Source organism: Massilia sp. BGA-UO-ETr-WB1, from assembly GCF_059567845.1.
Genome location: NZ_JCAQOT010000023.1, coordinates 1006332 through 1031912 on the forward strand (window position 1 = coordinate 1006332; position 25581 = coordinate 1031912).

The 25581-nt window shown below is 64.5% G+C and carries 27 protein-coding genes; 20 read left to right on the forward strand and 7 right to left on the reverse strand.

The window, feature by feature from the left end; all coding sequences use genetic code 11:
* Positions 1 to 12: 12 nt before the first annotated feature.
* Positions 13 to 858: an archaetidylserine decarboxylase gene (asd, locus tag AC56DV_RS12955; protein ID WP_496314683.1), complete on the reverse strand. Its 846-nt coding sequence runs from the start codon at positions 856 to 858 to the stop codon at positions 13 to 15.
* A 186-nt stretch (positions 859 to 1044) separates the two neighbouring features.
* Here asd and AC56DV_RS12960 point away from each other — a divergent pair, with 186 nt between their 5' ends.
* The 4 genes from AC56DV_RS12960 to AC56DV_RS12975 are packed head-to-tail and all read left to right on the forward strand — an operon-like array spanning position 1045 to position 6904.
* The gene (locus AC56DV_RS12960) at positions 1045 to 3198 is read left to right on the forward strand and encodes a TonB-dependent receptor plug domain-containing protein (protein ID WP_496314684.1); all 2154 of its coding nucleotides are present in this window, start codon (positions 1045 to 1047) and stop codon (positions 3196 to 3198) included.
* 57 nt (positions 3199 to 3255) lie between these two features.
* Positions 3256 to 3696: a hypothetical protein gene (locus tag AC56DV_RS12965; RefSeq protein ID WP_496314685.1), complete on the forward strand. Its 441-nt coding sequence runs from the start codon at positions 3256 to 3258 to the stop codon at positions 3694 to 3696.
* Positions 3693 to 5969: a GAF domain-containing protein gene (locus tag AC56DV_RS12970; RefSeq protein ID WP_496314686.1), complete on the forward strand. Its 2277-nt coding sequence runs from the start codon at positions 3693 to 3695 to the stop codon at positions 5967 to 5969. Before AC56DV_RS12965 ends, AC56DV_RS12970 begins: the two co-directional genes overlap by 4 nt.
* Positions 5969 to 6904 (forward strand): LysR family transcriptional regulator, encoded by a 936-nt coding sequence (locus tag AC56DV_RS12975; RefSeq protein WP_496314687.1) that lies wholly within the window; start codon positions 5969 to 5971, stop codon positions 6902 to 6904. The genes AC56DV_RS12970 and AC56DV_RS12975 overlap by 1 nt, the downstream gene beginning before the upstream one ends.
* Positions 6905 to 6907: 3 nt before the next feature.
* Here AC56DV_RS12975 and AC56DV_RS12980 read toward each other — a convergent pair whose 3' ends face one another.
* The 3 genes from AC56DV_RS12980 to AC56DV_RS12990 form a co-directional block, all read right to left on the reverse strand.
* Entirely contained in the window at positions 6908 to 7114 is a 207-nt protein-coding gene (locus AC56DV_RS12980; protein WP_496314688.1) for a hypothetical protein, read from the reverse strand.
* Positions 7111 to 7374 (reverse strand): hypothetical protein, encoded by a 264-nt coding sequence (locus tag AC56DV_RS12985; RefSeq protein ID WP_496314689.1) that lies wholly within the window; start codon positions 7372 to 7374, stop codon positions 7111 to 7113. The genes AC56DV_RS12980 and AC56DV_RS12985 overlap by 4 nt, the downstream gene beginning before the upstream one ends.
* 103 nt (positions 7375 to 7477) lie before the next feature.
* Positions 7478 to 8326 (reverse strand): aldo/keto reductase, encoded by an 849-nt coding sequence (locus AC56DV_RS12990; protein WP_496314690.1) that lies wholly within the window; start codon positions 8324 to 8326, stop codon positions 7478 to 7480.
* A gap of 213 nt (positions 8327 to 8539) precedes the next feature.
* On the opposite strand from AC56DV_RS12990, the gene AC56DV_RS12995 reads away from it, so the two are divergent.
* The 5 genes from AC56DV_RS12995 to AC56DV_RS13015 all read left to right on the forward strand — a co-directional run bounded on the left by AC56DV_RS12995 (position 8540) and on the right by AC56DV_RS13015 (position 12773).
* On the forward strand, positions 8540 to 9496 hold the full coding sequence (locus tag AC56DV_RS12995; protein ID WP_496314691.1) for a sugar-transfer associated ATP-grasp domain-containing protein: 957 nt from the start codon (positions 8540 to 8542) through the stop codon (positions 9494 to 9496).
* A 90-nt stretch (positions 9497 to 9586) separates the two neighbouring features.
* Positions 9587 to 10723, forward strand: coding sequence for a PepSY-associated TM helix domain-containing protein (locus AC56DV_RS13000; RefSeq protein WP_496314692.1), 1137 nt, complete (start codon positions 9587 to 9589; stop codon positions 10721 to 10723).
* 176 nt (positions 10724 to 10899) lie between these two features.
* Positions 10900 to 11193: an H-NS histone family protein gene (locus AC56DV_RS13005; RefSeq protein WP_107872133.1), complete on the forward strand. Its 294-nt coding sequence runs from the start codon at positions 10900 to 10902 to the stop codon at positions 11191 to 11193.
* A gap of 167 nt (positions 11194 to 11360) precedes the next feature.
* Complete coding sequence (locus tag AC56DV_RS13010; protein ID WP_496314693.1) at positions 11361 to 11975, forward strand: LON peptidase substrate-binding domain-containing protein; 615 nt, start codon at positions 11361 to 11363, stop codon at positions 11973 to 11975.
* Positions 11976 to 12140: 165 nt separating this feature from the next.
* Positions 12141 to 12773, forward strand: coding sequence for an FMN-binding negative transcriptional regulator (locus AC56DV_RS13015; RefSeq protein WP_496314694.1), 633 nt, complete (start codon positions 12141 to 12143; stop codon positions 12771 to 12773).
* A gap of 6 nt (positions 12774 to 12779) precedes the next feature.
* Here AC56DV_RS13015 and AC56DV_RS13020 read toward each other — a convergent pair whose 3' ends face one another.
* Positions 12780 to 13733: a DMT family transporter gene (locus AC56DV_RS13020; protein ID WP_496314731.1), complete on the reverse strand. Its 954-nt coding sequence runs from the start codon at positions 13731 to 13733 to the stop codon at positions 12780 to 12782.
* A gap of 166 nt (positions 13734 to 13899) precedes the next feature.
* Between AC56DV_RS13020 and AC56DV_RS13025 the strand changes: the two genes are divergently transcribed.
* Positions 13900 to 15255 (forward strand): erythromycin esterase family protein, encoded by a 1356-nt coding sequence (locus AC56DV_RS13025; RefSeq protein WP_496314695.1) that lies wholly within the window; start codon positions 13900 to 13902, stop codon positions 15253 to 15255.
* Positions 15252 to 16352 (forward strand): chemotaxis protein CheB, encoded by a 1101-nt coding sequence (locus tag AC56DV_RS13030; RefSeq protein WP_496314696.1) that lies wholly within the window; start codon positions 15252 to 15254, stop codon positions 16350 to 16352. The genes AC56DV_RS13025 and AC56DV_RS13030 overlap by 4 nt, the downstream gene beginning before the upstream one ends.
* Positions 16353 to 16362: 10 nt before the next feature.
* On the opposite strand, the gene AC56DV_RS13035 is transcribed toward AC56DV_RS13030, so the two are convergent.
* Positions 16363 to 16728, reverse strand: coding sequence for a DUF1294 domain-containing protein (locus AC56DV_RS13035; protein ID WP_496314697.1), 366 nt, complete (start codon positions 16726 to 16728; stop codon positions 16363 to 16365).
* Positions 16728 to 17750, reverse strand: coding sequence for a tryptophan--tRNA ligase (gene trpS, locus AC56DV_RS13040; RefSeq protein WP_496314698.1), 1023 nt, complete (start codon positions 17748 to 17750; stop codon positions 16728 to 16730). The genes AC56DV_RS13035 and trpS overlap by 1 nt, the downstream gene beginning before the upstream one ends.
* 439 nt (positions 17751 to 18189) lie before the next feature.
* Between trpS and AC56DV_RS13045 the strand changes: the two genes are divergently transcribed.
* The 9 genes from AC56DV_RS13045 (at position 18190) to AC56DV_RS13085 (ending at position 25224) form a co-directional block, all read left to right on the forward strand.
* On the forward strand, positions 18190 to 20133 hold the full coding sequence (locus tag AC56DV_RS13045) for a CocE/NonD family hydrolase (protein WP_496314699.1): 1944 nt from the start codon (positions 18190 to 18192) through the stop codon (positions 20131 to 20133).
* A 242-nt stretch (positions 20134 to 20375) separates the two neighbouring features.
* Positions 20376 to 21734 carry a reverse transcriptase family protein gene (locus tag AC56DV_RS13050; RefSeq protein ID WP_496314700.1) on the forward strand — a complete coding sequence of 453 codons (1359 nt, stop codon included), beginning with the start codon at positions 20376 to 20378 and terminating at the stop codon, positions 21732 to 21734.
* A gap of 86 nt (positions 21735 to 21820) precedes the next feature.
* Positions 21821 to 22276, forward strand: a complete 456-nt coding sequence (locus AC56DV_RS13055) for a GNAT family N-acetyltransferase (protein ID WP_496314701.1) — start codon at positions 21821 to 21823, stop codon at positions 22274 to 22276.
* Positions 22273 to 22725: a GNAT family N-acetyltransferase gene (locus tag AC56DV_RS13060; RefSeq protein ID WP_496314702.1), complete on the forward strand. Its 453-nt coding sequence runs from the start codon at positions 22273 to 22275 to the stop codon at positions 22723 to 22725. Before AC56DV_RS13055 ends, AC56DV_RS13060 begins: the two co-directional genes overlap by 4 nt.
* On the forward strand, positions 22707 to 23180 hold the full coding sequence (locus AC56DV_RS13065; RefSeq protein WP_496314703.1) for a nuclear transport factor 2 family protein: 474 nt from the start codon (positions 22707 to 22709) through the stop codon (positions 23178 to 23180). Before AC56DV_RS13060 ends, AC56DV_RS13065 begins: the two co-directional genes overlap by 19 nt.
* A 15-nt stretch (positions 23181 to 23195) precedes the next feature.
* Entirely contained in the window at positions 23196 to 23405 is a 210-nt protein-coding gene (locus AC56DV_RS13070) for a DUF7661 family protein (protein ID WP_496314704.1), read from the forward strand.
* Positions 23406 to 23588: 183 nt separating this feature from the next.
* The gene (locus AC56DV_RS13075) at positions 23589 to 24107 is read left to right on the forward strand and encodes a GNAT family N-acetyltransferase (protein ID WP_496314705.1); all 519 of its coding nucleotides are present in this window, start codon (positions 23589 to 23591) and stop codon (positions 24105 to 24107) included.
* Positions 24108 to 24175: 68 nt separating this feature from the next.
* A complete protein-coding gene (locus tag AC56DV_RS13080) occupies positions 24176 to 24544 on the forward strand; it encodes a hypothetical protein (RefSeq protein ID WP_496314706.1) in 369 nt (122 codons plus the stop codon).
* Positions 24545 to 24957: 413 nt separating this feature from the next.
* Complete coding sequence (locus AC56DV_RS13085) at positions 24958 to 25224, forward strand: hypothetical protein (RefSeq protein ID WP_496314707.1); 267 nt, start codon at positions 24958 to 24960, stop codon at positions 25222 to 25224.
* Positions 25225 to 25581: the final 357 nt, after the last annotated feature.

A 25581-nucleotide genomic window follows, 5' to 3' on the forward strand; every position in this document is an offset into this window, starting at 1 on the left:
TATCCAGCAGTCTTATTTAAGGTTGGCCATGGTTTCGCCCAGGCGCACCGGGCCGGCCGGCTGCCAGCTGCTGTTGAAATGCAGCGTGTCCTTGGGGAACAGCATGACCACGGTGGAACCCAGCAGGAAGCGGCCCAGTTCATCGCCTTTCTTCAGCACGATGTCCTTGTCCGCATAAGTCCACTCCTGGATGCTGCTGTGGCGCGGCGGGTTGACCACGCCGTGCCACACAGTGGCCATGCTGCCGACGATGGTGGCGCCCACCAGGGTCATGACGAAGGGGCCGCTGGCGGTGTCGAACACGCACACCACGCGCTCGTTGCGGGCGAACAGGCCGGGAATGCCGCGCGCGGTGGTCGGGTTGACCGAGAACAGCTCGCCCGGCACGTAGATCATGCGCGTCAGCTTGCCGTCGCACGGCATGTGGATGCGGTGGTAGTCGCGCGGGCTCAGGTACAGGTTGGCGAAGCTGCCGTGCTGGAACTGCGCTGCCAGTGCCTGGTCGCCGCCCACCAGCGCGGTGGTGCTGAATTTGTGGCCCTTGGCCTGGAAGATCTGGTCGTCTTCGATGGCGCCGAACTGGCTGATGCGGCCGTCCACCGGGCAGATGAAGTCGGCGTCGGCCAGCGGACGCGCGTCCGGGCGCAGCGCGCGGGTGAAGAATTCATTGAAGGAGGCGTAGCTGGCGATGTCCGGATTGGCCGCTTCGGCCATGTTGACGTCGTAGCGGCCCACAAACCAGCGGATCAGGCGGGTAGTCATGGCGCCGCCCTTCGCGCCGGCCACGCGGCCCGCGAAGTTGGTCAGCGCGCCCTTGGGCAGCAGGTATTGCGGCAGTACAGCTAGACGGTCGGACACAGTTATCACACCTATCAATATAGACGAATACGCATTATAACGGCGCGCAAGGCACGGAGGTCAATTTCTGCTTTGTTGGTCTGGGGCCGCACACGATTGAAGCTATTTCCCAACAACAAGCAATTATGAGAAAATGTAGCCTTTTTTGCAAAGTTATACTGCGCCATGCCTCGCTTTCATACTGCAATGAATTTCTCCGCCGCCGCCGCCGCCGTGGCCTCCGCCTTGAATGCGTGGGCTGCGCCGGCGCCTTTGAAGGATGAGAAGACGTCTATACAGAAAGTGGAAGTGCGGGCCTCGGGGACCGACTACGACGCGCGGCGCGACGACACGGCTAGCAAGATTGTAGTGGGATCGGAGGAAATTCTGCGCTACGGCGACAGCAATATCGGCGACGTGCTGAAACGGCTGCCCGGCATCAGCGTGACGGGCGGGCGCGGCGGCAGCACGGACATCCGCCTGCGCGGCCTGGGCAGCGGCTACACGCAAATCCTGCTCAACGGCGAGCGCGCGCCGGCCGGCTTTGCCATCGACCAGCTGGCGCCGGACACCATCGAACGGGTGGAAATCATGCGTGCGGCGAGCGCCGAGTTCAGTACCCAGGCCATCGCCGGCACCATCAACATCGTGCTGAAGAAGGCCATCAAGACGGCGCAGCGCGAGGTGAAGGCCACGGCGGGGCGGGGCAACGACTTCTCGCAAGCCAATGGGGTCGCCAACTTCTCCGACAAGGACGGCAATTTTTCCTATTCCGCCGTGTTGTCGCTCAACCGGTTGAACTTCCACTGGCTCAAGCTGATCGACGACAACGGCACCGACGCCGCCGGGCGCCCCAGCGTGCTGCGCCATTCCGAGTCCAACGAGGTGGGACGCCTGGAGAACCTGAGCCTGGCGCCGCGCCTGAACTGGGTGCTGGCCAACGGCGACACGCTGACCTCGCAGAACTTCATTGCCTCCAACCGCTACCGCTTTGTCGCCACCATGGACACGGCCACCGTGTTCGGCGCGCCGCAAGAGTTCGACGCTACCGCCAACGACGTGCACCAGCGCAACGACTTTTACCGCACCGACCTCAACTGGGTGCACAAGCTGGCCGGCGGCGGCAAGCTGGACACCAAGCTGGGCCTGAACGCCAACCGCAACAGCAACGGCACGCGCCAGACCGGCGCCAGCCACGGCGTGCCGGGACTGGACCGCCAGGTGGACACGCTGTCCAAGGAGCGCGGCTATACCTTCACCGGCAAGTATTCGACGCCGCTGGTGACGGGCCACGCCTTGTCCATGGGCTGGGACGGCGCCGACAGCCGCCGCGACGACACCCGCATGCAGCGCGAAGTGCCGTTGGCGGGCGCGCGCCAGTCCAACCTGGACGAGGACTTCAGCGCCGACGTGCGGCGCCTGGCGCTGTACGCGCAGGACGAGTGGGACTTCACGCCGCGCCTGTCGATTTACGCCGGCCTGCGCTGGGAAGGCTTGGAAACCAGCAGCCACGGCTCCGGTTTCGATCCAGTGAGCAACCGCAGCAGTGTGCTGAGCCCGGTGTTCCAGGCGCTGTGGAAAATTCCCGACACCAAGGACCAGCTGCGCGCCGCGCTGACCCGCACCTATAAGGCGCCGGCCACCACCTTGCTGATACCGCGCCGCTTCATGGCCACCAACAACACCCAGAACACGCCGGATTTCCGCGGCAACCCCGAACTGAAGCCGGAGCTGGCGCTGGGGCTGGACATGGGCTACGAGCACTACTGGGCCGATACGGCGCTGCTGAGCGTCAGCGGCTTCGTGCGCAAAATCAGCGATTACACGCGCCAGGGGCTGCTGCTGGAAAACGGGCGCTGGGTGCAGACCTCGGTCAACGACGGCAGGGCGGTCGCGCGCGGCCTGGAACTGGAAGCGAAGTTTCCGCTCAAGGCCGTGATGCAAACGCCGCACGCGCTCGACCTGCGCGCCAGCGTCAGCCGCAACTGGTCGCGGGTGGACGCCGTGCCAGGCCCGTACAACCGCCTGAACCAGCAGCTGCCGCTGACGGCCACGCTGGGCATGGATTACAAGTCGGCCGACGGGGTGGTGACGGCCGGCGGCAGCTTCGTCTTCAAGCGCGGCGGGGTCATGCGCATCAGCGCCGAGCAGTCCAGCTTCGTCACCGCCAAGCGCGACCTGGACGTCTACCTGCTGTACAAGTTCACGCCCAGGCACGCGCTCAGGCTGTCCATTGTCAGCGCGCTGGCGGAGGACTGGCTGGACGAATCCACCTACACCGACGCCCGGGGCAGCCTGCGCCGCAATTCGCTGGCGCCGGGCGCGGCGCAGTTCCGCGCCGGGCTGGAGTGGAAATTGTAGGACTAGCGGGGCGGCGGGGCGGTTTTCCGCAGCGGAGGCGGGTGGTATGATTGCTGCATGACAAATACCAACCACGCCGAGCCGGACGCCCTCAGCGTCGCCCTGTCCGAAGTACGGGAGCTGCAGCGCACCGTCGTTGTGCTGCGCGCCGAACTGGAGCAGGCCCAGCACGACCGCCAGCGCCAGGTGCAGGACGCGCTGGCCGCCGCGCACAACGAGACGCAGCAGATCCGCGCCACGGTGATGTCGCTGCGCGACGCGCTGGAGCTGGCGCACGGCGAGCGCGACACCGCCGTCAAGGCCGCGCTGACCGGGTCGCTCGCCGAGATTGCCCAGTTGCGCGACACCGTCACGGTGCTGCGCGCCGAGCTGGAGCGCGTGCACGCCGAGCATGACAGCACGCTGCAGCAGGCGGCCAGCGCGCAGCGCGCCGAGGTGCAGCAGCTGCACGACACCATCCGCGCCCTGCGCAGCGCGCTGGAAGGGGCGGCGGCATGAACGACATGTCGAACAACAGCCCGAAGGGTGCGGCCCAGTCCTCGCGCCTGCGCATGGCCGAACTGCTGCTGGAAGTGTCGCGCCGCATGGCGGCCTACGACACGCTGGACGAAATCCTCACCGCCCTGGTGGAGGTGACCACCGAGGAGTTGGACGCCGAGCGCGGCACGCTGTTCCTGAACGACCCCGAAACCAACGAACTGTTCTCGCGCGTGGCGCAGGGCGAAACCCAGCGCGAGATCCGCTTCCTGAACACGTCCGGCATTGCCGGCCACGTGTTCACCACCGGCGAGCCGCTGATGATCGCCGACGCCTATGCCGACGAGCGCTTCAACCGCGCCATCGACGAGCAGACCGGCTTTGTCACGCGCAACATCCTGTGCGTGCCGATCCGCACCTTCAAGGGCGAGATCATCGGCGTGTCGCAAACGCTGAACCGCAAGCGCGGCCAGTTCACCCGCAAGGACCTGGAACTGCTGGCCGCGCTCACCACCCAGGGCACGCTGGCGCTGCAAAGCGCGCGCTTCCTGGAAAACATGAAGAAGGTGCGGCGCCAGGAGATGGAGTTCATCGATGTGGTGTCCGAAGTGACGGCCGACATCAAGCTCGGCTCGCTGCTGCAGCGCGTGATGGGCGAAGCCACGCGCCTGCTCAATGCCGAACGTTCCACCTTGTTCCTGAACGACGAGAAAACCGGCGAGCTGTGGTCGGAAGTGGGCCAGGGGCTGGAGTCGATGCAGATCCGCCTGCCGAACACGGCCGGCATCGCGGGCGCCGTGTTCAGCTCCGGCAAAACCATCAACATCCCCTACGCCTACGCGGACCTGCGCTTCAACCCGGCCTTCGACAAGCGCACCGGCTTTTTCACGCGCTCCATCCTGTGCGTGCCCATTGTCAACAAGCACGGCAAGACCATCGGCGTGACGCAAGTGCTGAACAAGCGCGGCGGCCCCTTCAGCATGGAGGACGAATCGCGCCTGCGCGCCTTCACGGCGCAGATTTCCATCGCGCTGGAAAACGCCAAGCTGTTCGCCGACGTGCAGCAGATGAAGAACTACAACGAGGCGATGCTGGAGTCGATGTCGAACGGCGTCATCACGCTGGACGGGCAGGAGAAAATCGTCACCTGCAACGCGGCCGGGCTGCGCATCCTGCGCGCCGACGCGGCCCAGCTGCTGGGACGGCAGGCGGCCGACTTCTTCACCGGTCCCAACACCTGGGTGCTGGACAAGCTGCGCCTGGTAGAAGAAAACCACGTGGCCGAGCATTTCATGGACGCGCCGCTGATCGTCGGCGAGGACACCATCTCGGTCAATTTCAACGTGCAGCCGCTGCTGTCGGTGGAAAAGAAGGGCATAGGCTGGATGCTGATGCTGGAGGATATTTCCAGCGAGAAGAGGCTGAAAGCCACCATGTCGCGCTATATGGACCCCGGCATCGCCGACCAGATGGTGGCCAACGGCGCCGAGATGCTGGGCGGGAAAAACGTCAACGCCACGGTGCTGTTCTCGGACGTGCGCAGCTTCACCACCATCACCGAGCAGCTCGGCGCGCAGGGCACGGTGGCCTTGCTGAACGAGTACTTCACCATGATGGTGGACTGCATCCAGCGCGAAGAAGGCATGCTGGACAAGTTCATCGGCGACGCCATCATGGCCGCCTTCGGCATTCCCGTGGCGCACGAGGACGACCCGGACCGCGCGGTGCGCACCGCCGTCGCCATGATGGCCGAGCTGCGCGCCTGGAACCGGCTGCGCCTGCGCGACGGCAAGCTGCCGGTGGACATTGGCATCGGCCTGAACACGGACCAGGTGGTGTCGGGCAATATCGGCTCCAAGAAGCGCATGGACTACACCATCATCGGCGACGGCGTGAACCTGGCGGCGCGGCTGGAGTCGGCCTGCAAGCAGTACGGCGCGCACATCCTGATCAGCGAGTTCACCTACCGCGCGCTGCGCGGCACTTACCGGACCCGGGAGCTGGACATCGTGGTGGTGCAGGGCAAGACCAAGCCGGTGGCGATCTACGAGGTGCTGGACTTCCACACCGAGGACAGCTATCCCAACCTGATCGACGCCATGGGCTTGTTCCGCAACGGCATCATCAACTACCGCCAGCGCAAATGGGAAGCGGCGCGCAAGCTGTTCGAGGAAGTGCTGGCGCTGAACCCCGGCGACAAGGCGGCCGCGCTGTACATCGAGCGTTGCCTGCGGCTGGCGGACGAACCGCCGCCGGACGACTGGGACGGCACTTACGTCATGCAAAGCAAATAATGAAGATTCCACGGAGCACGCTGGAGCAGTGGCAGGTGCTGCAGGCCATCGTCGAATGCGGCGGCTACGCGCAGGCGGCGGAAGCGCTGCACCGCAGCCAGTCCTCGGTCAGCTACATGGTGGCCAAGCTGCAGGAGCAGCTGGGCATCGAGCTGCTGGAAATCGACGGCCGGCGCGCCCGGCTCACGCAGAACGGCGAAACCCTGCTGCGCAAGGCGCGCGAGCTGCTGGACGACGCCTTCCAGCTGGAAGAGCTGGCGGCCAGCCTGAACGAGGGCTGGGAGTCCGAGTTGCGCTTCGCGGTGGACAGCCTGTTCCCTAGCGAGCTGCTGATCCAGATCCTGCAGGAGTTCGAGCCGCTGGCGCGGCACACGCGGGTGAACCTGGAGGAAACCATCTTGTCCGCGTCGGACGACGTGCTGCGCGAAAAGCGCGCCGACGTGGTGATCGCCAACTACGTGCCCAGCGGTTTCCTGGGCGACGCGTTGCTGGACATCGAATTCCTGGCCGTGGCCCACCCCAGCCACCCGTTGCACGGCCTGAACCGCGACCTGAACGAGGACGACCTGGAACGCCACCTGCACATCGTGGTGCGCGACGGCGGCGTGTCGGCCACGCGCGAGGGCGCGCGCGATTTCGGCTGGCTCAACACGGCCCAGCGCTGGACCGTCACCAGCCCCAACACGCGCACCGAGATGGTGTGCGCCGGCCTGGGCTTCGCGTGGATGGCCACGCACAAGATCCAGAGCCAGCTGGCGTCGGGCCTGCTCAAGCCGCTGCGGCTGCGGGTGGGACAGAAGCGCAAGCTGTCGTTGTCGCTGATCATCGCCAACGCCGAGCGGCCGGGGCCGGCGGCTTGCCAGCTGGTGAGCATCATCCGCGCCGTCATTGCCCGCCACTGCAAATTCAAGGCCGGCGGCTGCCCGGCGATCTGAGTGTCAGCCGCTCTCCTTTGCGGGCACACCGGTCGGCGTATCGGTCTCGTTTTGCTCGCCAAAGAAAATGGCATCGGCTTCATCGGCAAGACGATACTGCTCGCGCGTGTATTCGATTGCCCCTTTTACCGCGCCGACGAGTGGCGCGAAATACAATCGGGGTGTCTGTTTCGCTGAGTAGCAGAATATCTCCCAGGGAGTTCGACTCATTTCAGCATCTCCTTCAGCACCCGCCAAGTGTGGGCGCCCAGTAGTCCAAGATAAAGTAGTGCGCCGGCGGCAAGCGTGGCATGGTCCAGGACGGTCAACAGCCACAAAGTGAACGGGGGGAGGGCCAAGTACGCCAATTGCCGCAGCAGCGTGGTGGTGCCGCTCGCCACAGCGCACAGCAGCAGAAGGATCACCGTCGCATTGCCTATATGACTGGCAAACAATGCGATAGGTTCCCACCATTTCTTCTTTTTCTTCACACTATTCTCCCGTACGCAGCGGCGCACAGCATGATAAGTATCGGCGCAAAGCCATACCTGCCGTGTGCGCTGCGTCAGAAGTGCGCGTGGAACTTATCTCAGGTCAGCGCATGGCCAGCGGGCTGTGGCGGCGGGGCAGGGGGTAGCCCTGGTCCAGCTCGGCGAGGTCTTCGGCGCTCAGGGCGAAGTCGAGCGCGGCGCGGTTCTGGCGGATGTGGTCGGGATTGGCGGCCTTGGGAATGACGATCACGCCGTCCTGCCGCAGCAGCCAGGCCAGCGCGATCTGCGCCGGGGTGGCGCCGTGGCGCCGCGCCACCGTTTGCAGGCTGCGGTTGTCCAGCATGGCGCGCTGCTCCAGCGGATTCGATTCCAGCGGCGAATAGGCCATCAGCGGCACTTGCTGCTGCTGCGACCACGGCAGCAAATCCCATTCAATGCCGCGCTTGGCCAGGTTGTACAGCACCTGGTTGACGGTGATGGCGCCGCCGCCGGGCAGCGCGCGCGCTTCGCGCATGTCGGCCAGGTCGAAATTGCTGACGCCGTAGGCGCCTATCTTGCCGGCCCGCTGCAGCGCCATGAAGCCTTCCAGCGTTTCCTCCAGCGGCACCGAGCCGCGCCAGTGCAGCAGGTAGAGGTCGATCTGCTCGACATTCAACCGCTTCAGGCTGCGCTCGCAGGCCGCCACCACCCCGGCCCGGGTGGCGTTGTGCGGATAGACTTTGCTTACAAGAAAAGCCTCGTCGCGCCGCCCGGCGATCGCTTCGCCCACCACTTCCTCGCTACCGCCGTCGGCGTACATCTCGGCGGTGTCGATCAGCGTCATGCCCAAGTCCATGCCGAGCTGCAGCGCGGCCACCTCGTGTGCGCGGTAGGTCGGATCTTCGCCCATATTCCAGGTGCCTTGGCCCAGCGCGGGCACTTGTCGGCCCGACAATAAAACCACACTCTTCATTTACACCTCCGGCATGTGAAAGTATGAACTAAACTGACCCTCTCTCTTGCAGAGGAGGTCTCGATGGGGCTGCTAATTGGCAAGTTGCGTTTGGCGCGGGACGCGGGCGGTAAAACCGCGTTGCGGCAGGTATGGGAAGCCGCCAACCTGCGATTGCGCCGATCCCCGGTCGGGATCGGCGAATATTTCGATTATGGCATCTGGCACAACTCTGTGACACCCGCCAGGCGCGCTGAATTTATCGGCTGGCGCGCGAGCAGCGCGCTGGACCGCGAATTGAACTCGCCGCAGTCGCGCGTGCTGGCGAACGACAAGCTGATCAACCACGTGCTGCTGCGCTCGGCCGGCTTCCCGGCCCCCGAGCCGCTGGCCACCTACACCACGGCCGGCCGCCGCATCGACAGTGAAACCGTGCTCACCAGCAAGGACGCGGTGCTGGCCTGGCTGCGCGGCGACGTGTATCCGTTCTATGTCAAGCCCATTTCGGCCGGCTACGGGCGCGGTGTGCTGGGCGTGGCCGGCATGGAAGGCGAGCGCCTGCGGCTGCTGGACGGCAACGACATCGGCCTGGCGCAATTCCTGCTGCCGTTCGACTTTGAACCCTACGGCGGCATGCTGTTCCAGCGCCCGCTGAAAGCCCACCATGCCATCGCCGACATGACCGGCTCGGAAGCGGTGAGCTGCGTGCGCTGCATCTGCTTCGTCACACCCGGCGGGCCGGTGCTGCACACGGCGTTCTGGAAGATCACCGTGGGCCGCAATATGCTGGACAATTTCTCGCACGGCGACTTCGGCAACTGCCTGGGCGATGTCGACCCGGACAGCGGCCTGGTGCGGCGGGTGATCTGCCGCATGGGGCCGGGCGGTGAGATCGCCCAGCACCCCGGCACCGGCCGCGCGCTGGCCGGCTTTGTGCTGCCGCACTGGCAGCGCGCGGTGCGCCTGGTGTATGCGGCCAGCGCGCTGTTCCCCGGCCTGCGCCTGCAAAACTGGGACGTGGCGCTGTGCCCGGAAGGGCCGGTGCTGCTGGAGCTGAACACGGAATCGGAGCTGGCGGTGCCGCAGGCCATCTCCGGCAGGGGCTTGATGGACGAGCGCCTGCGCGCCATCCTGGCCGAGATCGGGCAGGGCGAGCTGGCCCACCGGGCGGCGGTGGCCAGCCGGCACTGAGCCTGGCTGGCGGGGCAGGGATGGCGAGTAATTGAGACTTATTCTCACGAATGCTATGATGCGGGCTTCCTGAATCATTGCTTTCCGAAAATGTCCATCGCAGCCGTCCCCTTGCGCCGCTTCCCGTTCCGTCCGGCCATGGCGTGGCTGCACCGCTGGGCCGGCCTCACGCTGGGCCTGCTTTTCGTGCTGATGGGCCTGACCGGCACCCTGCTGGTGTTCGAACACGAAATCGACGAAGCACTCAATCCCCGGCTGTTCCACTCCGCATCGGCGTGCGCCGTGCCGCTCACGCCGGACGCCGCCGCCGCGGCGGTGCAGGCGCAATGGCCGAAAGCCAGGGTCGGCGGCGTGTTCCTGCCGCGCCACGAAGGCGGCAGCATGCGCGTGACATTCAAGGCGCCCGGCATGGAAACCGGCGAAGCCCTGCTGGATGCCTGCACCGGCGCCTTGCTGGGCAGCCGCGACCGCGCCGCCGTGGGACTCGGCGCGTCATATCTGATGCCCATGATGCAGACCTGGCATTTGAATATGTTCCAGGGTAAGTCCGGCCGTTTGGCGCAAGGTTATATCGGCGCCGCTATTGCCGTGCTGCTGGCGGGCGGACTTTACCTGGCATGGCCCGCCAAGCGCCAATGGCTGCGCGCGCTGCGCATTAAACTGAACCAGAGTACCTACCGCAGTAATTACGACTTGCACCGTTCCATCGGCTTGCTGGCGCTGCTGCCTTTACTGCTGCTGGCGCTGACCGGTTTTTACAACGGCTTGCCGGAAGTGGTCGGCGCCATGGTGGGCAGCGTGGCGGAAACCGGCGCGGAACGCCGCGCCATCGCCCGGCCGGCGCTGCAAAAAGGCGAGACCGCTATTAGCTGGGGCGAAGCGCAGGCCATCGCCGCGCCATATTTGCGCGACGGCGCCATCATGGCCGGTATTTCGCGCCAGCCGGATAAGGGCATATACATCGCCCGCCTGCGCCGCGCCGACGACTGGCAGCGTACCGGCACCCTGCGTATTTACATCGATATGCGCAGCGGTAAAATCCTGGAAGCGATCAATCCTTTATCCGGCAAACCCGGCGACCGCTTCCTTGCTGCGCTGTTCCCTCTGCATTCGGGCCAACTGGGCGGCACCGCCGTCAAGTGGCTGGTGGCGCTGGCGGGATTGCTGCCGGCGCTGTTCTTTATAACCGGTATTACTACCTGGCTACTGCGCAGGAAAAAGAAATAGTTTAGACGGCGAACCCGGGCCGGGTTCAACGCCGGCGTGGAAAATATGCCTCGCGTTTCATATTTAACTAGAATGCCGGCGTAATCTTGTGGTAAATTGCGGTCTTGAATTCTCACAGATTGTAACTAATCGCTTTTGTGGGAATCTCTTATCAACCATAGAGGAAGAGTTGAGTCATGACCACTTATCAGGAATACCAGGCAAAAATCGCTGAACTGCAAAACCTGGCGGAAACCGCCCGCCGCGACGAGCTGAATTCGGCCAAAGAGAAAATCGCCGCCATCATGCGCGAACACGGTCTGACCCTGGCTGATCTGGCTGGCACGGCCAAACCTGCGAAAGTAAGCAAGCCGCGCGCACCGGTGCCGATGAAATACCGCGACACCGCCACCGGTCAAAGCTGGACCGGCCGCGGCCGCGCACCAAAATGGCTGGAAGGTAAAAACAAAGAAGACTTCCTGATTAAATAAATCCAGGTTGTTGTTGTAAAAGATATCCGTCTTGCCCGCGTGGGCATGGCGGATATTTTCATTTTAGGCAATCACAGTGTGGCATTCGCCACAAAGCCCGCATGCTTCCTGCCCCGGCGCTGGAATTTTGCTCGGCGGCATGACGTATTTCGTGCGATGATGGCAAGATGCCTGTCATACCCTTATTTCCTCTTAATACAGTACTGTTTCCAGACGGACACTTGCCGTTGCAAGTATTCGAAGTGCGTTATCTCGACCTGGTGAAAAAGTGCATCGCCCGCTCCGAGGAATTCGGCGTGGTGGCGCTGGCTTCCGGCAGCGAGGTGCAGCGCCCGGAGCAGCACGAGGAGTTAACGGATATCGGCACCATGGCGCGCATCGTGGACTGGACTTCGCCGCTGTCGGGCCTGCTCCAGCTGACCTGCGTCGGCACCCAGCGCTTCCGCATCAACTCGGCTGCCCAGCTCAAGCACGGCCTGTGGATGGGCGAGGTGGAGATGCTGGAGCCGGACATGCCAATTCCCGTTCCCGGCGAGCAGAAGGACGTGGCCGACGCCCTGGGCGCCGTGATCCGTTCGCTGCAGAAGCGCCAGCTGCCGACCACCCAGATGCCGCTGCTGCCGCCCTACAAGCTCGACGACGCCGGCTGGGTGGCCAACCGCTGGTGCGAGCTGCTGCGCATGCCGCCCGGCCGCAAGCAATTGCTGATGGCCCAGCCCAACCCGGTGCTGCGCCTGGAACTGGTGCAGGACGTGCTGTGCGAGAGCGGCTTGCTGGAATAGTTGTCGCACCCCGGCCCGTTCCCACGGCCCGGCCTTGCGCCTGGCTCCGCGATGTGGCTCCGCGATTTGGCTCCGCGATGTGGCTCCAATTTCCCGCCGCGCCGTGGCTCTCGCCGCGCGCGCCCTGCCTCGCTACACTGGGGCCATCGCCACCGTGGAGCTGTCATGTATAGCCAAGCCGCCTTCCTCGAAGAACGCCCCGAACTGTTGCATGGGCTGATGCGCGCCCATCCGCTGGGCACGCTCATCGTCGCCAGCGGCGGCAGCGTCAGCGCCGACCTGATTCCCTTCATCCTGTATCCCGGCGAAGGCGAGCGCGGCGTGCTGCGCGCCCACGTGGCGCGCGCCAACCCGGTCTGGCAGGCCTTGCGGGACGGCGGCGAGTGCCTGGTGCTGTTCCAGGGGCCGCACGCCTACGTCAGCCCCGGCTGGTACGCCAGCAAGGCCGAGCACCACAAGGTGGTGCCGACCTGGAACTATGCGATGGTACAGGCGCGCGGCAGCGCGCGCGTGGTGGAGGACGGCGCCTGGCTGTGGCGCTTGCTGAACGACCTGACCGCCGTGCACGAGGCGGGACTGCCGCAGCCGTGGCAGCTGTCGGACGCGCCGCCGGACTTCATCGAGGCCACCATGAAAGCCATCGTCGGCATGGAGATCCCGCTGGCGTCGCTGAGCGGCAAATGGAAGGTGAGCCAGAACCGCAGCGCGGCCGACCGCGAGGGCGTGGTGCAGGGTTTGCGCACGCAGCCCGCCGGGGAAGCGATGGCGGCGCTGGTGCAGGCGACGCTGGTGAAGTAAGCACGCTTACGGCGGCGGCAGGTCTTCCTCCATGGCGTGCACCCGCACCGACCACATCACGCCCGCCGCCAGCAGCACGATGGCCGCCGCTTCCAGCGGACGCGGCCACTGCTGCTTGTAGATAAAGCCGTACAGCAGCGCGAACAGCGTTTCAAACAGGATCAGCTGGCCGGACAGCGTGACCGGCACGCGCCGGCTGGCGATATTCCACAAGTGGTTGCCGATCACCGACGCGCCCAGGGCCAGCAGGGAGTTGGTGATCCAGAACATCGTCCAGTCGCGCCCGCTGGCCTTGCCGGCCGCGCCCAGCACGTCGCCGTGCCATACGGCAAGCGCCACCGCGCCGATCAGCAGCGCGATCAGGCCGCTGGACAGGCCGTACAGCGCCGACCATTCCGCGCTCGTGAAATGCGGATTGCGCTTCAGGTAGCGCGCGTTGTCGAGCGTGTACCAGCTCCAGCACAGCAGCGCGCCGGTGGCGCACAGCACGCCCAGCAAGGTCTGCAGTACGGTGCTGCCGGCCGCGCCCGCGTGCATGAACACGTCCACATTGATGCAGGCGATGCCGGCCGCCGCCACCAGCAGCGGCAGCGCCAGCTGGCGCTGCGGCAAGGCGCCGTGGTCCTTGCGGCCCATCAGGGTGACCGAGATCGGCAGCACGCCGATGATCAGGGAGGTGGGCGCCACGCCGGCCAGCTTCACGCCCAGCGCCAGCAGCATGTAGTAGACGATGTTGCCGGCCAGCGCATGGCGCACCAGCGCCGCGTAGTCGCTGCGCTCCAGCCGAGCGTACAGGCGCCCCAGGCGCGGCAGCATCAGGCCCAGCGCGATGGCGCCGTAGGCGATATAGCGGCCCACCGCCATTTCCACCGGCGAGAACGCCGACAGCAGTTCCGGCACGATGAACACCATGCCCCACATGGCCCCGGCCAGCAGGCCGCACAGCACTCCATTCCACATCATCAAGCTTTCCAGTTCGCAAGGGCGACAGTGTCGCACAGCACGGACTTGCGCGGAAGCCCGGCCGGAAGGCAAGCAGGCCGGCAAGCAGACAGGCAGGCAAGCAGACAGGCAGGCGTGTGGCGCGCTCCGATGGATGGGACTATCATGGCGGTAGGAGGCCCTCATGACTGCTTCAGCCACCGCCCTGGCGCTGCGCGCCGAGTTGCTGCCGCTGGCGGACGACACGCACTTCGATCATCTGCTCGACCAGATCGGCGCTTCCAGCATCGTGCTGCTGGGCGAATCCACGCACGGCACCACGGAGTTCTACCGCCTGCGCACGGAAATCACCAAGCGCCTGGTGGTCGAGCGCGGCTTCGACGCCATTGCCGTGGAGTGCGACTGGCCGGACGCGCTGCGCGTGAGCCGTTACGTGCAGCATTCCGACGGCGACATCAACGCGGCCGGCGCGCTGGCCGGCTTCCAGCGCTTTCCGCAGTGGATGTGGCGCAATACGGAAGTGCTGGCGCTGGTGGAATGGCTGCGCGCGCACAATGCGCAGGCCGGCGACCCGGCGCGGCGCACGGGTTTTTACGGGCTGGACCTGTACAGCCTGCGCAAGTCCATGCACGCCGTGATTGAATACCTGGACAAGGAAGACCCGGCCGCCGCGCACCGCGCCCGCGAGCGCTACGCCTGCATCGACCACATGGCCGATTTTCCGCAACGCTACGGCTACGCCGCCACCTTCGGCATGACGCGCGGCTGCGAGGACGAACTGGTGGGGCAGCTGCGCGAGCTGAGCCTGCAGGCGGCACGGCTGATGGCGCGGCCCGGCGCGGCCGTGCCGGACCAGCTGTTCTACGCGCAGCAGAACGCGCGCGTGGCGCGCAACGCCGAGACCTATTACCGCGCCATGTTCCAGCCCGGCGACGCTGCCTGGAACGTGCGCGACACCCACATGGCCGACACGCTGCTGGCGCTGCGTCAGCACCTGGGCGCGCGCAAGGGGCGCGGCCCGGCCAAGATCGTGGTGTGGGCGCACAACTCCCACATCGGCGACGCGCGCGCCACCGAGATGGGCGAGGGCGGCCAGATCAACCTGGGCCAGCTGGTGCGCGAGGGTTATCCGCCCGGCGAGTCCTTCCTGCTCGGTTTCACCACCCACACCGGCAGCGTCACCGCCGCCAGCGGCTGGGACGGTCCGGCCGAACTGAAGGCGGTGCAGCCTTCGCTGCCGCACAGCATCGAGCGCCTGCTGCACGCCAGCGGCGCGCCCTTGCCCGGCAATGAGTTCCTGCTGCCGCTGCGCGGGCGCGACAGCGTGCTGGCGCACCTGCCCGAGCCGCTGATCGAGCGCGCCATCGGCGTGGTGTACCGGCCGGAAACGGAACGCCGCAGCCACTATTTCCGGGCCGACCCCGCGCGCCAGTTCGATGCGCTGATCCATATCGACCGCAGCACGGCGGTGCCGCCGCTGGAACGGACTGCCTCGTGGGCGACGGATGAAGCGCCCGAAACCTATCCGTCCGGCCTATGACGCCGGCGATCGACAAAGTGGTGGTGATCGGTACCTCGGCGGGCGGGCTGGACGCGTTGAAACGGGTGCTGGGCAAGCTGCCGGCCGACTTTCCGGCGCCGCTGCTGGTGGTGATGCATATCGGCGCGCGCGACAGCATCCTGCCGGCGCTGCTGCGCAAGGTGTGCGCGCTGCAGGTGCGCCACGCGCGCGACGGCGAGCACCTGGCGCAGCCGATGATACTGGTGGCGCCGCCGGACCGCCACCTGATGGTGGCGCGCGACGGCCCGATCGGCTGCGTGCGGCTGACGTTGGGCGCCATGGAGAACTACACCCGGCCGGCCATCGATCCGCTGTTCCGCTCCGCCGCCGCAGCCTACGGCCCGGGCGCGACGGGCGTGATCCTGACCGGCCACCTGGACGACGGCGCCGCCGGCCTGCAGGCCATCAAGGCCTGCGGCGGCATCGCCGTGGTGCAGGATCCGGCCGACGCCTTTGCCGACGGCATGCCGGCCAGCGCGCTGGAGCAGGTGGCCGTGGACCATGTTTTGAGACTCGACGATATCGGCGACATGCTGCAGACCCTGGCCGCCGCGCCGCTTCCGCCGTCCGAACCGGGAGCCAGGGAGGACGCAGTGATGGAGACCAAGCCGCGCGAGGTGCCCGAATGGATCAAGGTGGAGAACCGCTACGCCGGCGGCGGCCGTGAATTGCGCGAGCTGGCGCGCGTTGCGCGGCCGTCCACGTTCACCTGTCCCGAGTGCCATGGCGCGCTGTGGGAGATAGATGGGCAACTGAAGGGAGAACCGAAGGCCGGCCCGAACGCCGACATGAACGCCGACCTGAACAGCAGGCAGCGCGGCCGCTACCGCTGCCACACCGGCCACAGCTTCACCGCGCTGGCGCTGGAGCAGACGCAGGACCGGGTGGTGGAGGAGGCCGTGTGGTCGGCGATCCGCGCGCTCAATGAGAAAGCAGAACTGGCGCGCCGCCTGGCCGAGCACGCGGATACGCGCGGCCTGCTCACCGCGTCGGCCGACTACCAGGCCCGCGCCGAGTCCGCGCGCCGCGCCGCCGCCGTGCTGCGCGAAACGCTGGTGCGCGGCCCGGATTGCTGATTGCTGGCTGCTATGCGCCCGGGAAGCGCTGCGCCAGCCAGCCAAAGGCCGCCAGGTTGACAGCGACGGTGGCCCAGAAGGCGAGCTGGAAGGAGGTCTTGCTGGACTTGTGGCGCAGCCATTGCTGCGCGAGGATGGCGCCGGGCCAGCCGCAGCACAGGCCGAGCAGCAGCAAGGTGCTTTCCGGCGTGCGCCAGCGTCCCGCCTTGGCGGCGGACTTGTCGATGGCGTAGAAAATGAAGCACATCACGCTGGCCCCAGCGTACAGCAGGCCGGGCCAGGCGGGGATGCGCCACAGCAGGACGGCGACCAGGTACAGCAGGGCGAACGCGCCGATGGCCAGGTAGGAGGCGGCGCCTCCCGCCTTGCGGTGCATTAGAAGTAGCTCAGGCCCAGCGCGGCCTTGACTTCGTCGGCGGTCTTGGCTGCCACTTCGCGCGCCTTGGCCGTGCCTTCCTTCAGGATCTGCATGACCTGGCCCTTGTCCTTGGCGAACTCCTCGCGGCGTGCGCGGATTGGCGCCAGCATTTCCTGCAGCACCACTTCCAGGCGCTTCTTGACGATGCTGTCGCCCAGGCCGCCGCGCACGTAGTGCGCTTTCATTTCTTCCAGCGCCGCTTTGTCGGTGTCGAACGCGTCCAGGTAGATGAAGGCCACGTTGCCTTCCAGGTGGCCGGGGTCCTGCACGCGCAGGTGCAGCGGGTCGGTGTAGACCTTCTTCACGGCGGCGGTGATCTCGTCGGCGGTGGCGCCCAGGTTGATGGTGTTGCCCAGCGACTTGCTCATCTTGGCCTTGCCGTCGATGCCCGGCAGGCGGCCGATTTCCGGCACCAGCGCCTTGCACTCGACCAGGATGTCGCGGTTGGCCAGGCGGTTGAACTTGCGCACGATCTCGTTGGTCTGTTCGATCATCGGGATCTGGTCTTCGCCCACCGGCACCAGCGAGGCCTTGAAGGCCGAAATGTCGGCCGCCTGGCTGGCGGGGTAGGTCAGGAAGCCGGCCGGGATGTCGCGCTCGAAGCCGCGCAGGATGATTTCCTGCTTCACGGTCGGGTTGCGCTCCAGGCGCGCCACGGTCACCATGTTCAGGTAGTAGAAAGTCAGCTCGGCCAGCTCGGGGATCTGCGACTGGATCAGGATGGTGGACTTGGCCGGGTCGATGCCCACGGCCAGGTAATCCAGCGCCACTTCCACCACGTTGCGGTGCACCTTGTCGGTGTCTTCCATGTTGTCGGTCAGCGCTTGCGAGTCGGCCAGCATGATGAACTGCTTGTAGTCGTGCTGGTAGGCCACGCGGTTGCGCAGGCTGCCGACGTAATGGCCCAGGTGCAGCGGACCGGTGGGACGGTCGCCGGTCAGGATCACGGACGGGGTGGTGGGCGTTGCAGGCTGGCTCATACGGATTCCTTGGGGTTCTGCCGCCCCGCACGATGCGCCAAGAAAAACGCCACCCTGCGAAGGCGGCGTTGACTAAATACTCACATCACTGTGCAGTGGCCGCGCTATGTCAGCGGGGCCACCAATTCAGGCAGGTGCGATGTGGTTGGAAAAATTTCATGCCCGTATGGTTGCAGTTTGCCGCCGCCCTGTCAAGGTGGCGCCGGCGGCGCAACCGGCGCGCGCGTTTGCGGCGCGTGATTCCAGCTATTTGTTGGTCGCAATAAATTAACAATATTGCAACTACGTCCAGTTGTGTGCAGCCAATGTCAGCTGGCGTAGCGCCGGGCAGCTTGCAAGCAGACGCAACAGCCGTAGAAAAAGTGCGTTACAAAAGTTGCATTGCGCTATGAATGGCAACTGTCTACCATGGCCCGCAGCACAAATCGGAGACAGACCTATGCGCAACAAGCGTACCCGCACCACCATCCAGCTGCCGGCCCTGGCGGCGCTTTCCCTGTTCATTTCGTCCGCGCTGGCGCAAACGCCGCCGATGGCGGTCGACATTCCCGCCAGCTTCGCCGCCCCGGCGGGCAATGCCGACTACGTGAAAAAAGTGGTGATGGTGCCGATGCGCGACGGCGTCAAGCTGTACACCGTGATCATCATGCCCAAGGGCACGGGCGCCAATGGCGCCAAGGCGCCCATCATGCTCACCCGCACGCCGTACAACGCTGCGCGGCGCGCACAGCGCAACATCAGCCCAAGCATCCGCGCCATCCTGCCGCAGGGCGACGAGACCTTTATCGACGAAGGCTACATCCGCGTGTTCCAGGACGTGCGCGGCAAGTACGGCTCCGAGGGCGAGTACGTGATGACGCGCCCGCTGAGCGGCCCGCTCAACAACAGCAAGATCGACCACGCCACCGACGCCTGGGACACCATCGAATGGCTGACCAGGAACGTGCCCGAGTCCAACGGCAAGGTCGGCATGGTGGGCTCGTCGTACGAAGGCTTCACGGTGATGATGGCGCTGATGGACCCGCATCCCGCGCTGAAGGCGGCGGTGCCGATGAGCGCCATGGTGGACGGCTGGCGCGGCGACGACTGGTTCCACAACGGCGCCTTCCGCATGCCCAGCCTGCCGTACATCGGCGGCCAGACCTCGGTCAAGGGACGCGGCGAAGCGGTGGCCAGCGGCTATTACGACGACTACGAAGGCTTCCTGCGCGCCGGCTCGGCGGGCGACTACGCCAAGAAATTCGGCCTGGACCAGCTGACCTATACCAAGAAGCTGTTCGAACACCCGGCCTACGACAGCTACTGGCAGCACCAGGCGATCGACAAGCTGGTGGGCGCGCGCAAGCTGAGCGTGCCGACCATGCACGTGGTGGGGCAGTGGGACCAGGAGGACATCTACGGCCCGTACGCCGCCTACGCCGCCATGGAGCCGCAGGACAAGGCCAACAAGCTGAATTACCTGGTGATCGGCCCGTGGCGGCACAGCGGCGTGAACTACGACGGCTCCAACCTGGGCGCCATCAAGTTCACCGGCGACACCGCGCTGGAATTCCGCCGCAACGTGATGCAGCCCTTTTTCAACCAGTACCTGAAGGACGGCGCGCCGGTGGCCGACACGCCGCCCGTGCTGAGCTACCAGACCGGCACCAACCGCTGGCAGCGCTTCGACAAATGGCCGCAGTCATGCGCCAGCGGCTGCCCGTCCTCGGCCAAGGCCATTTACCTGCAGGATGGCTACAAGCTGGGCTTCGAGCCGCCCAAGGCCGGTGCCGCGTATGACGAATACGTGTCCGACCCGGCCAAGCCGGTGCCGTTCGTGCCGCGCCCGGTGCGCATGCACGACGAGAACGTGTGGAAGCCGTGGCTGGTGAGCGACCAGCGTTTCACCTCCGACCGTCCGGACGTGCTGACCTACGTGACCGAGCCGCTGCAAGCGTCGCTGCAGTTGTCCGGCCAGCCGATGGTGAACCTGTACGCCGCCACCAGCGGCACAGACGCCGACTGGGTGGTCAAGCTGATCGACGTCTACCCGGACGAGATGCCGTCGCAGCCCGAGCTGGGCGGCTACCAGCAAGGCATCTCGATGGACATCTTCCGTGGCCGCTACCGCAACAGCCTGGAGCACGCCGAGGCGATCCCGGCCAACAAGGTGGAGCGCTACCGCTACGCGCTGCCGAACGTGAACCACGTGTTCCTGAAGGGTCACCGCGTGATGGTGCAGATCCAGTCCAGCTGGTTCCCGCTGTACGACCGCAACCCGCAGCGCTTCGTGCCCAACATCTTCCACGCGCAGCCGTCGGACTACATCAAGGCCACCCAGCGCATCTACCGCGCGCCCGGTTCTGCCAGCGCGATCGAACTGCCGGTGGTGGAAGTGCGCTGACCCTGTGCGCTGATCCTGTTCTGTTGACCGTTGTGCGAAATTGCCCTACTGTGTCTGCGGGGCGGATTCCTTCGAGCCGGCCTGTCCCTGCCTCGTGCAGGGACAGCCTCTACGGGGCTACCCCGTGGTAAATTGATTGTTCAGTACTTCGCCGCATGGGCCTCGTTGCGCTTCCGCGCAAGACAGCTCACGCATCACGAGACTAGTTGACGGATCTCCGCCCCTTTGGACCTCCGCTGCGCATGAATAGCAAACAGTTCACCGTGCTGGCGCTGGCCGATATGGCGCTGGCCACGGACGGCAGCCTGGCTGCCCTGATCGCCGCATGCAATCGCGTATTCGACGCGGAACCGCCGTGGGTGCCCGCTGTTTGCTCGGCACTCATCGAACGGACCGGCGACAACTTCCACTACTACAGCCGGCAAGAACTGGCCGCTCTCCTGCTGGAGTGCATTGACCATGGAAGCGCTGGCCCGGGAGTTGAATACGCGGAGCTGGAGCCGGAGCCCGTCGCGCTGCCCGACGTGCGGCGCTTGTGCGTGGACCCGGCGGTGCGGCCGCCCAAGCCCGCCTGGTTAGCCGCGCTTGCGCTGCCGGACTTGCCGCATGCCGGCGCGCTGGCCGCCTGGTTGAATGAGCCCGTCGGCGCGCTGGACTGGTTCGCCGACCAGTGGCGGCTTGTGCGCGATGAGCAATCGCCGCTCCAGCATTACCACTATCGCTGGGTGCCGAAGCGCAGTGGCGGGCAGCGGCTGATAGAAATACCGAAGGCGCGGCTGCGGCGCATCCAGCAGAAAATCCTGCGCGAGATACTGGACCGTGTGCCGCCGCACGCGGCCGCACATGGCTTTCGGCGCGGCCACTCCTGCCTCACGCACGCGGCGCAGCACGCCGGCCGTCACGCCGTGATCCGCATGGACCTGAAGGACTTTTTTCCGAGCATACAGCTCGCGCGCGTCCATGCGCTGTTCAAAAAGCTGGGCTACCCGCACAAAACCGCCGGCACGCTGGCCCGCATTTGCGTCAACCGCACGCCGCCTGGCGCCTTGCGCGACAGGCTGGCCGAAGGTTCGCTGCCCTGGACTGAACGCCAGGCCCTGAAGTCTCCGCACCTGCCGCAAGGATCCCCGTGCTCGCCCGCGCTGGCCAATCTGTGCGCCTACCGTCTCGACATCCGGCTCTCGGCGCTGGCGCAATCGCTGGACGCATCCTACAGCCGCTATGCCGACGACCTGGCATTCTCCGGCGGCGCGGCGTTTGCGCGGGCGGCGGACCGCTTCCACATCCGGGTCGCCGCGATCGCGCTGGAGGAAGGCTTCCGCGTGAACATGCGCAAGACCCGCCTGATGCGGGAGGGGATGCGGCAGCAGGTGACAGGCATCGTGGTGAACGCCCATCCCAACATTGCGCGCGACGAATACGACCAGCTCAAGGCCACGCTGACCAACTGCGTACGTCATGGCCCCGCGTCCCAGAACCGTGACCGGCATCCGGACTTCCAGGCCTATCTCGCAGGCAGAATTTCCTACGTGAAGATGGTGAACGCGGGCCGCGCCAGCAGGCTGCAAGGCCTGCTGGACGCCATCGCATGGATAGATTGAGTCTGGCAAGCGGTGAGAATGTGCGCATTTTTCACAGGGCCACACCTGTTATTCTGCTCACATTATTGTTGAATGCGGAGAGAACGATGGGCGTGCCCGTGACGCGGCTGGCCCATGCCGGCGACAAGGCCGGCATCTGGCACTTGTATCAGTCGGCGATGAAGCCGCATATCGAATCCATCTGGGGCTGGGATCAGGACTGGCAGAGCGCCGACTTTGATAAAGCCTTTTCGTCGTCCGCGAGCTACGTTGTGGAAGTGGGCGGCGAGTTCGCGGGCTACTTCCAGCTGGACCTGAAACAGGACGACATCTATCTGCGCATGCTGGTGCTTGAGCCGGCATTCCGCTCCAAGGGACTGGGCGCGCGCCTGCTGGCGGACCTGCGCCACATGAGCGTGCAGTCGCGCCGCCGGCTCAGCCTGCGCGTGTTCCGCGTCAACGTCGATGCCAAACGATTTTACGAACGCGAAGGCTGGACGGTGGAGTCCGAGGACGACCTGTTCTGGATGATGGCCTACGCGGGCCGCAAAGGAAGGGAGTGATCGTCAGGCGAGCAACCGCGCAGGATATCCCCGCCATGTCGGTGATCCGCCTGGAGGTGACGGAAAACGTGCTGTCCGATCCTGCGCGCGTAACGGAGCAGATGTACCTGGACTACCTGGACCTGCTGGGCCGTGGCTGGGTGGCGGAGCGCGACGGCGTGATCGCCGGTTTCTGCTACGCGGACAAGGAGCACTCGTCGATCTGGGCGCTGTTCATGGCGCAGCGTTATGAAGGGCAGGGCATCGCCAAGCGTTTGCTGCAGCTGGCTGTCGATTGGCTGTTCGAGCAGGGCAGCGAAAGCGTCCGGCTGACCACTACCGCAGGCACGCGCGCCGACGGGTTTTACGCCCGCCAGGGCTGGACGCGCGGCATGCTGAACGAGCGCGAAGCAGTGTTCACGCTAGCTAACTTAAGGAGAACCCGCAAGCCATGTCAGGAAAATATTTAGTCAAACCGCGTTTCGTTCTGCAGTGCGTCTTCCTTGCGCTGGCGTGCGGCGCGAATGCCGGTGCTGCCGCCGCGCCGGACGCCAGCCCAGCGCTGGTTGAGCTGGTGCAGCGCCACGCCGAAGCGCAGCGCGACTTCGACCAGACCACGCTGAAGACCGTCACCGCCGATAACTATGTCGAGGTGTCTCCCGCCGGCGAGGTGGATAGCCGTGAGAAGATGCTGTCCTTCTACGCTTCCGAGCAAAAACGCCCGCCGCCGCAGTTGCAGGTGAGTGAGCCGATGGTGCGGGTGCTGGGCGACACGGCGGTCGTTCTGGCGAAGCTGACTTACACCATGGGCGCTGAAAGCCAGGCCCGCACCTTCGCCATGCGCGCCAGCTACGTCGCGCAGCTGAAGGAAGGCAAGTGGAAGCTGGTGTCGGCGCAGTACACCGGCATACGTCCGTCGAAGTAACGGGAGCCAATGGGAATGAGATTCAACATTTACGGCAGGTTCCAGCTTGATGTCAGGCGCGTGGGCGATGCGTGGGAAGTCTATCGCCTGGACTTCGGCAAGCGCGTTCCCATGGAGGAGATCGTCATCCCGCCCACGCTGCCCGAGGACGAAATCGCCATCTATCTGGACGATATTTTTCACGAGCTTGCAGGGTTTGGGCAAAGCATAGAGGTGATGGCTTGAGCGGTGCCGGTATGCCATCCAATCGGAATCCGTTAAGCATGATTGTGGACCTCGGGAGTTTTGCCCCGTGGTTAGAGAGTTTCTTGACTGTATCGATGCGGGCGGGTTTAATGGCCGCATCGATTCCAAGCGGCCAATACCGGACTGGTAATCACCATTGCCACATAAAAGGATGAGTTCCTGATGAGCCACGTGTTCACAGCTTCCGTACCGCACCTTCAGACAGAACGACTTACGCTTCGCGAATATCGGCGCGTCGACTTCGACTTATTTGCAGACCATTTGGTGAATCCGGAAAGCTCAGTTCACTTGGGCTCAGCTGACCGTCAGACGGCTTGGAGAATTTTCACTTCACATGCTGGATTGTGGCTCGTCCACGGAGCTGGTTGGTGGGCTATAGAGGATAAGCAGACCGGCCAGCTCGTTGGCAACGTGGGAGCGTTCTTTCGCGAACAATCAACTGTGATGGAAATGGGATGGAATACTTATCGAGCATTCTGGGGGAAAGGAATTGCGAACGAGGCGGCCGCGGCAGTCTTGAATTATGTGTTCGAGGTTCGAGGCGAACTGAAAATTCGGGCTCTCATCAGTTCTGGCAATGAATCATCGCGTCGCGTTGCCGAGCGCCTGGGAATGACCTACGAAATGGAGACTGAGCTGAACGGGAAGGCAATCAGTAGCTACATGCGTGAGCGTACGTGAATCGGCTTCTGTCGGCTGCCAGTAGCGGTCGCTCGAGGCCCAACAACAACGTCTAAGGCGATCTTCTAATGGCATCTCATTTACTCATTACCTCGGTTCCGCCCGGCGAAGCCCCGCTATGGGTGCGGGAGCATTGGGTGGGGCTGATTTTGCCGCTCGCACGGCGGCAGGAGGCACCCGTTTCTCTTCTGACGTCCGGAGTGGTTTCGGGTCCAAAGGGCTTTCTGTCTTGTCTTACTGCGTTCGTAACTGGAAAGCTAGAGCGTCAGTCGGGGTTCGTTGTTGAAACGGGAACGGCCGTTGCTGTACTTGAGCTTAAGCACCCAGAGGCGGCTGCTTGGTGGCGGACCAATGCCTCGCATCTGTTCCGTGGCAAGATGTACTTTGTCTTTAAAGAAGGTACCGGACGTATCGTCGAAACGCAACGCGATGAGTAACCAGGTCGTAATGCCAGGCGCTCTCACGAAATGCAGGCTCACTCGGTGTTGGCGGTACTCGGTCGCCGAGCATGGGGGTGCCAATCCGCTGTCAAGTACAATTGGCAGAGACCGGCCAGAAGCGGACTGCCAAGCTTCAACCTGAAAGAGGCTCTTCAATTCATTATCCGGTTTTGTGAGGAAATATCGCGCTAGTATAGGAATTGCATCCTGATACTGGATGAGTGAGTTTGTGTGTATCTTCATACTGCGTAAATGAGCTAAGGTTCAAGTTTAGCGTGGGGATTCTTCATGAGGAAGTTTTCAGTCGCCGTTGTGATACTCACGACTCTGGCACATATCGCGCGAGCTGCCGAAATCGCACAAGTGGCCGCCGAAAAGCAGGTCGGTTTTTGATTGAGAGATATTTGCTAATGAGCACACTGCAAAAGGTTTTAATTGTCACGGCTGCGCTATTCTCACTTTTTACTCCCCCGCTGTGCGTAGCTTATATTGCGCTATCACATAACCCCCAGAACGAATTTTCGGACGAGCTTGGTCGAATTGGCTGGGACCAGTTAGTTTATACGGCACTGCCGGCCTTGGTTTCAGGATTTTTCCTGGCGATGCTCGTTGCAGTGATTTTGCTAATAACTTTCAAAATAGTTAGTCAGCCGGAATTGCCCAAGGTTTTGAAGTGATTAAATCGGCCAGGAGCGGACTTTCGAACTCGCTTATTCTCAGTTGACCAATACGAATGAAATTTAGAAAAATTCTGCTTGGAATGTTTGTGCTTGCGTTACTGGTCGCTGTTGGCCTGTGGTTGCGGAACGAAGTGCGAATAGACAGTTGCTTGGACCGTGGTGGCCGATGGGATAAAGAAGGACAGATGTGCGAAGGAGCTACGGAGTAAAGCCAAAGCTCGACCGTCTGCTCCGGGGCCAGGCTGTGTGAAAACCCGAGTTTCCGTGCCGCGAACGGCCGCGCCGTGCAAGTGCCGACTTTCTGCGACGCGCAAGCCGAAGTTAAAAAGGGCTCACGCCCCTAACAACGCCGCT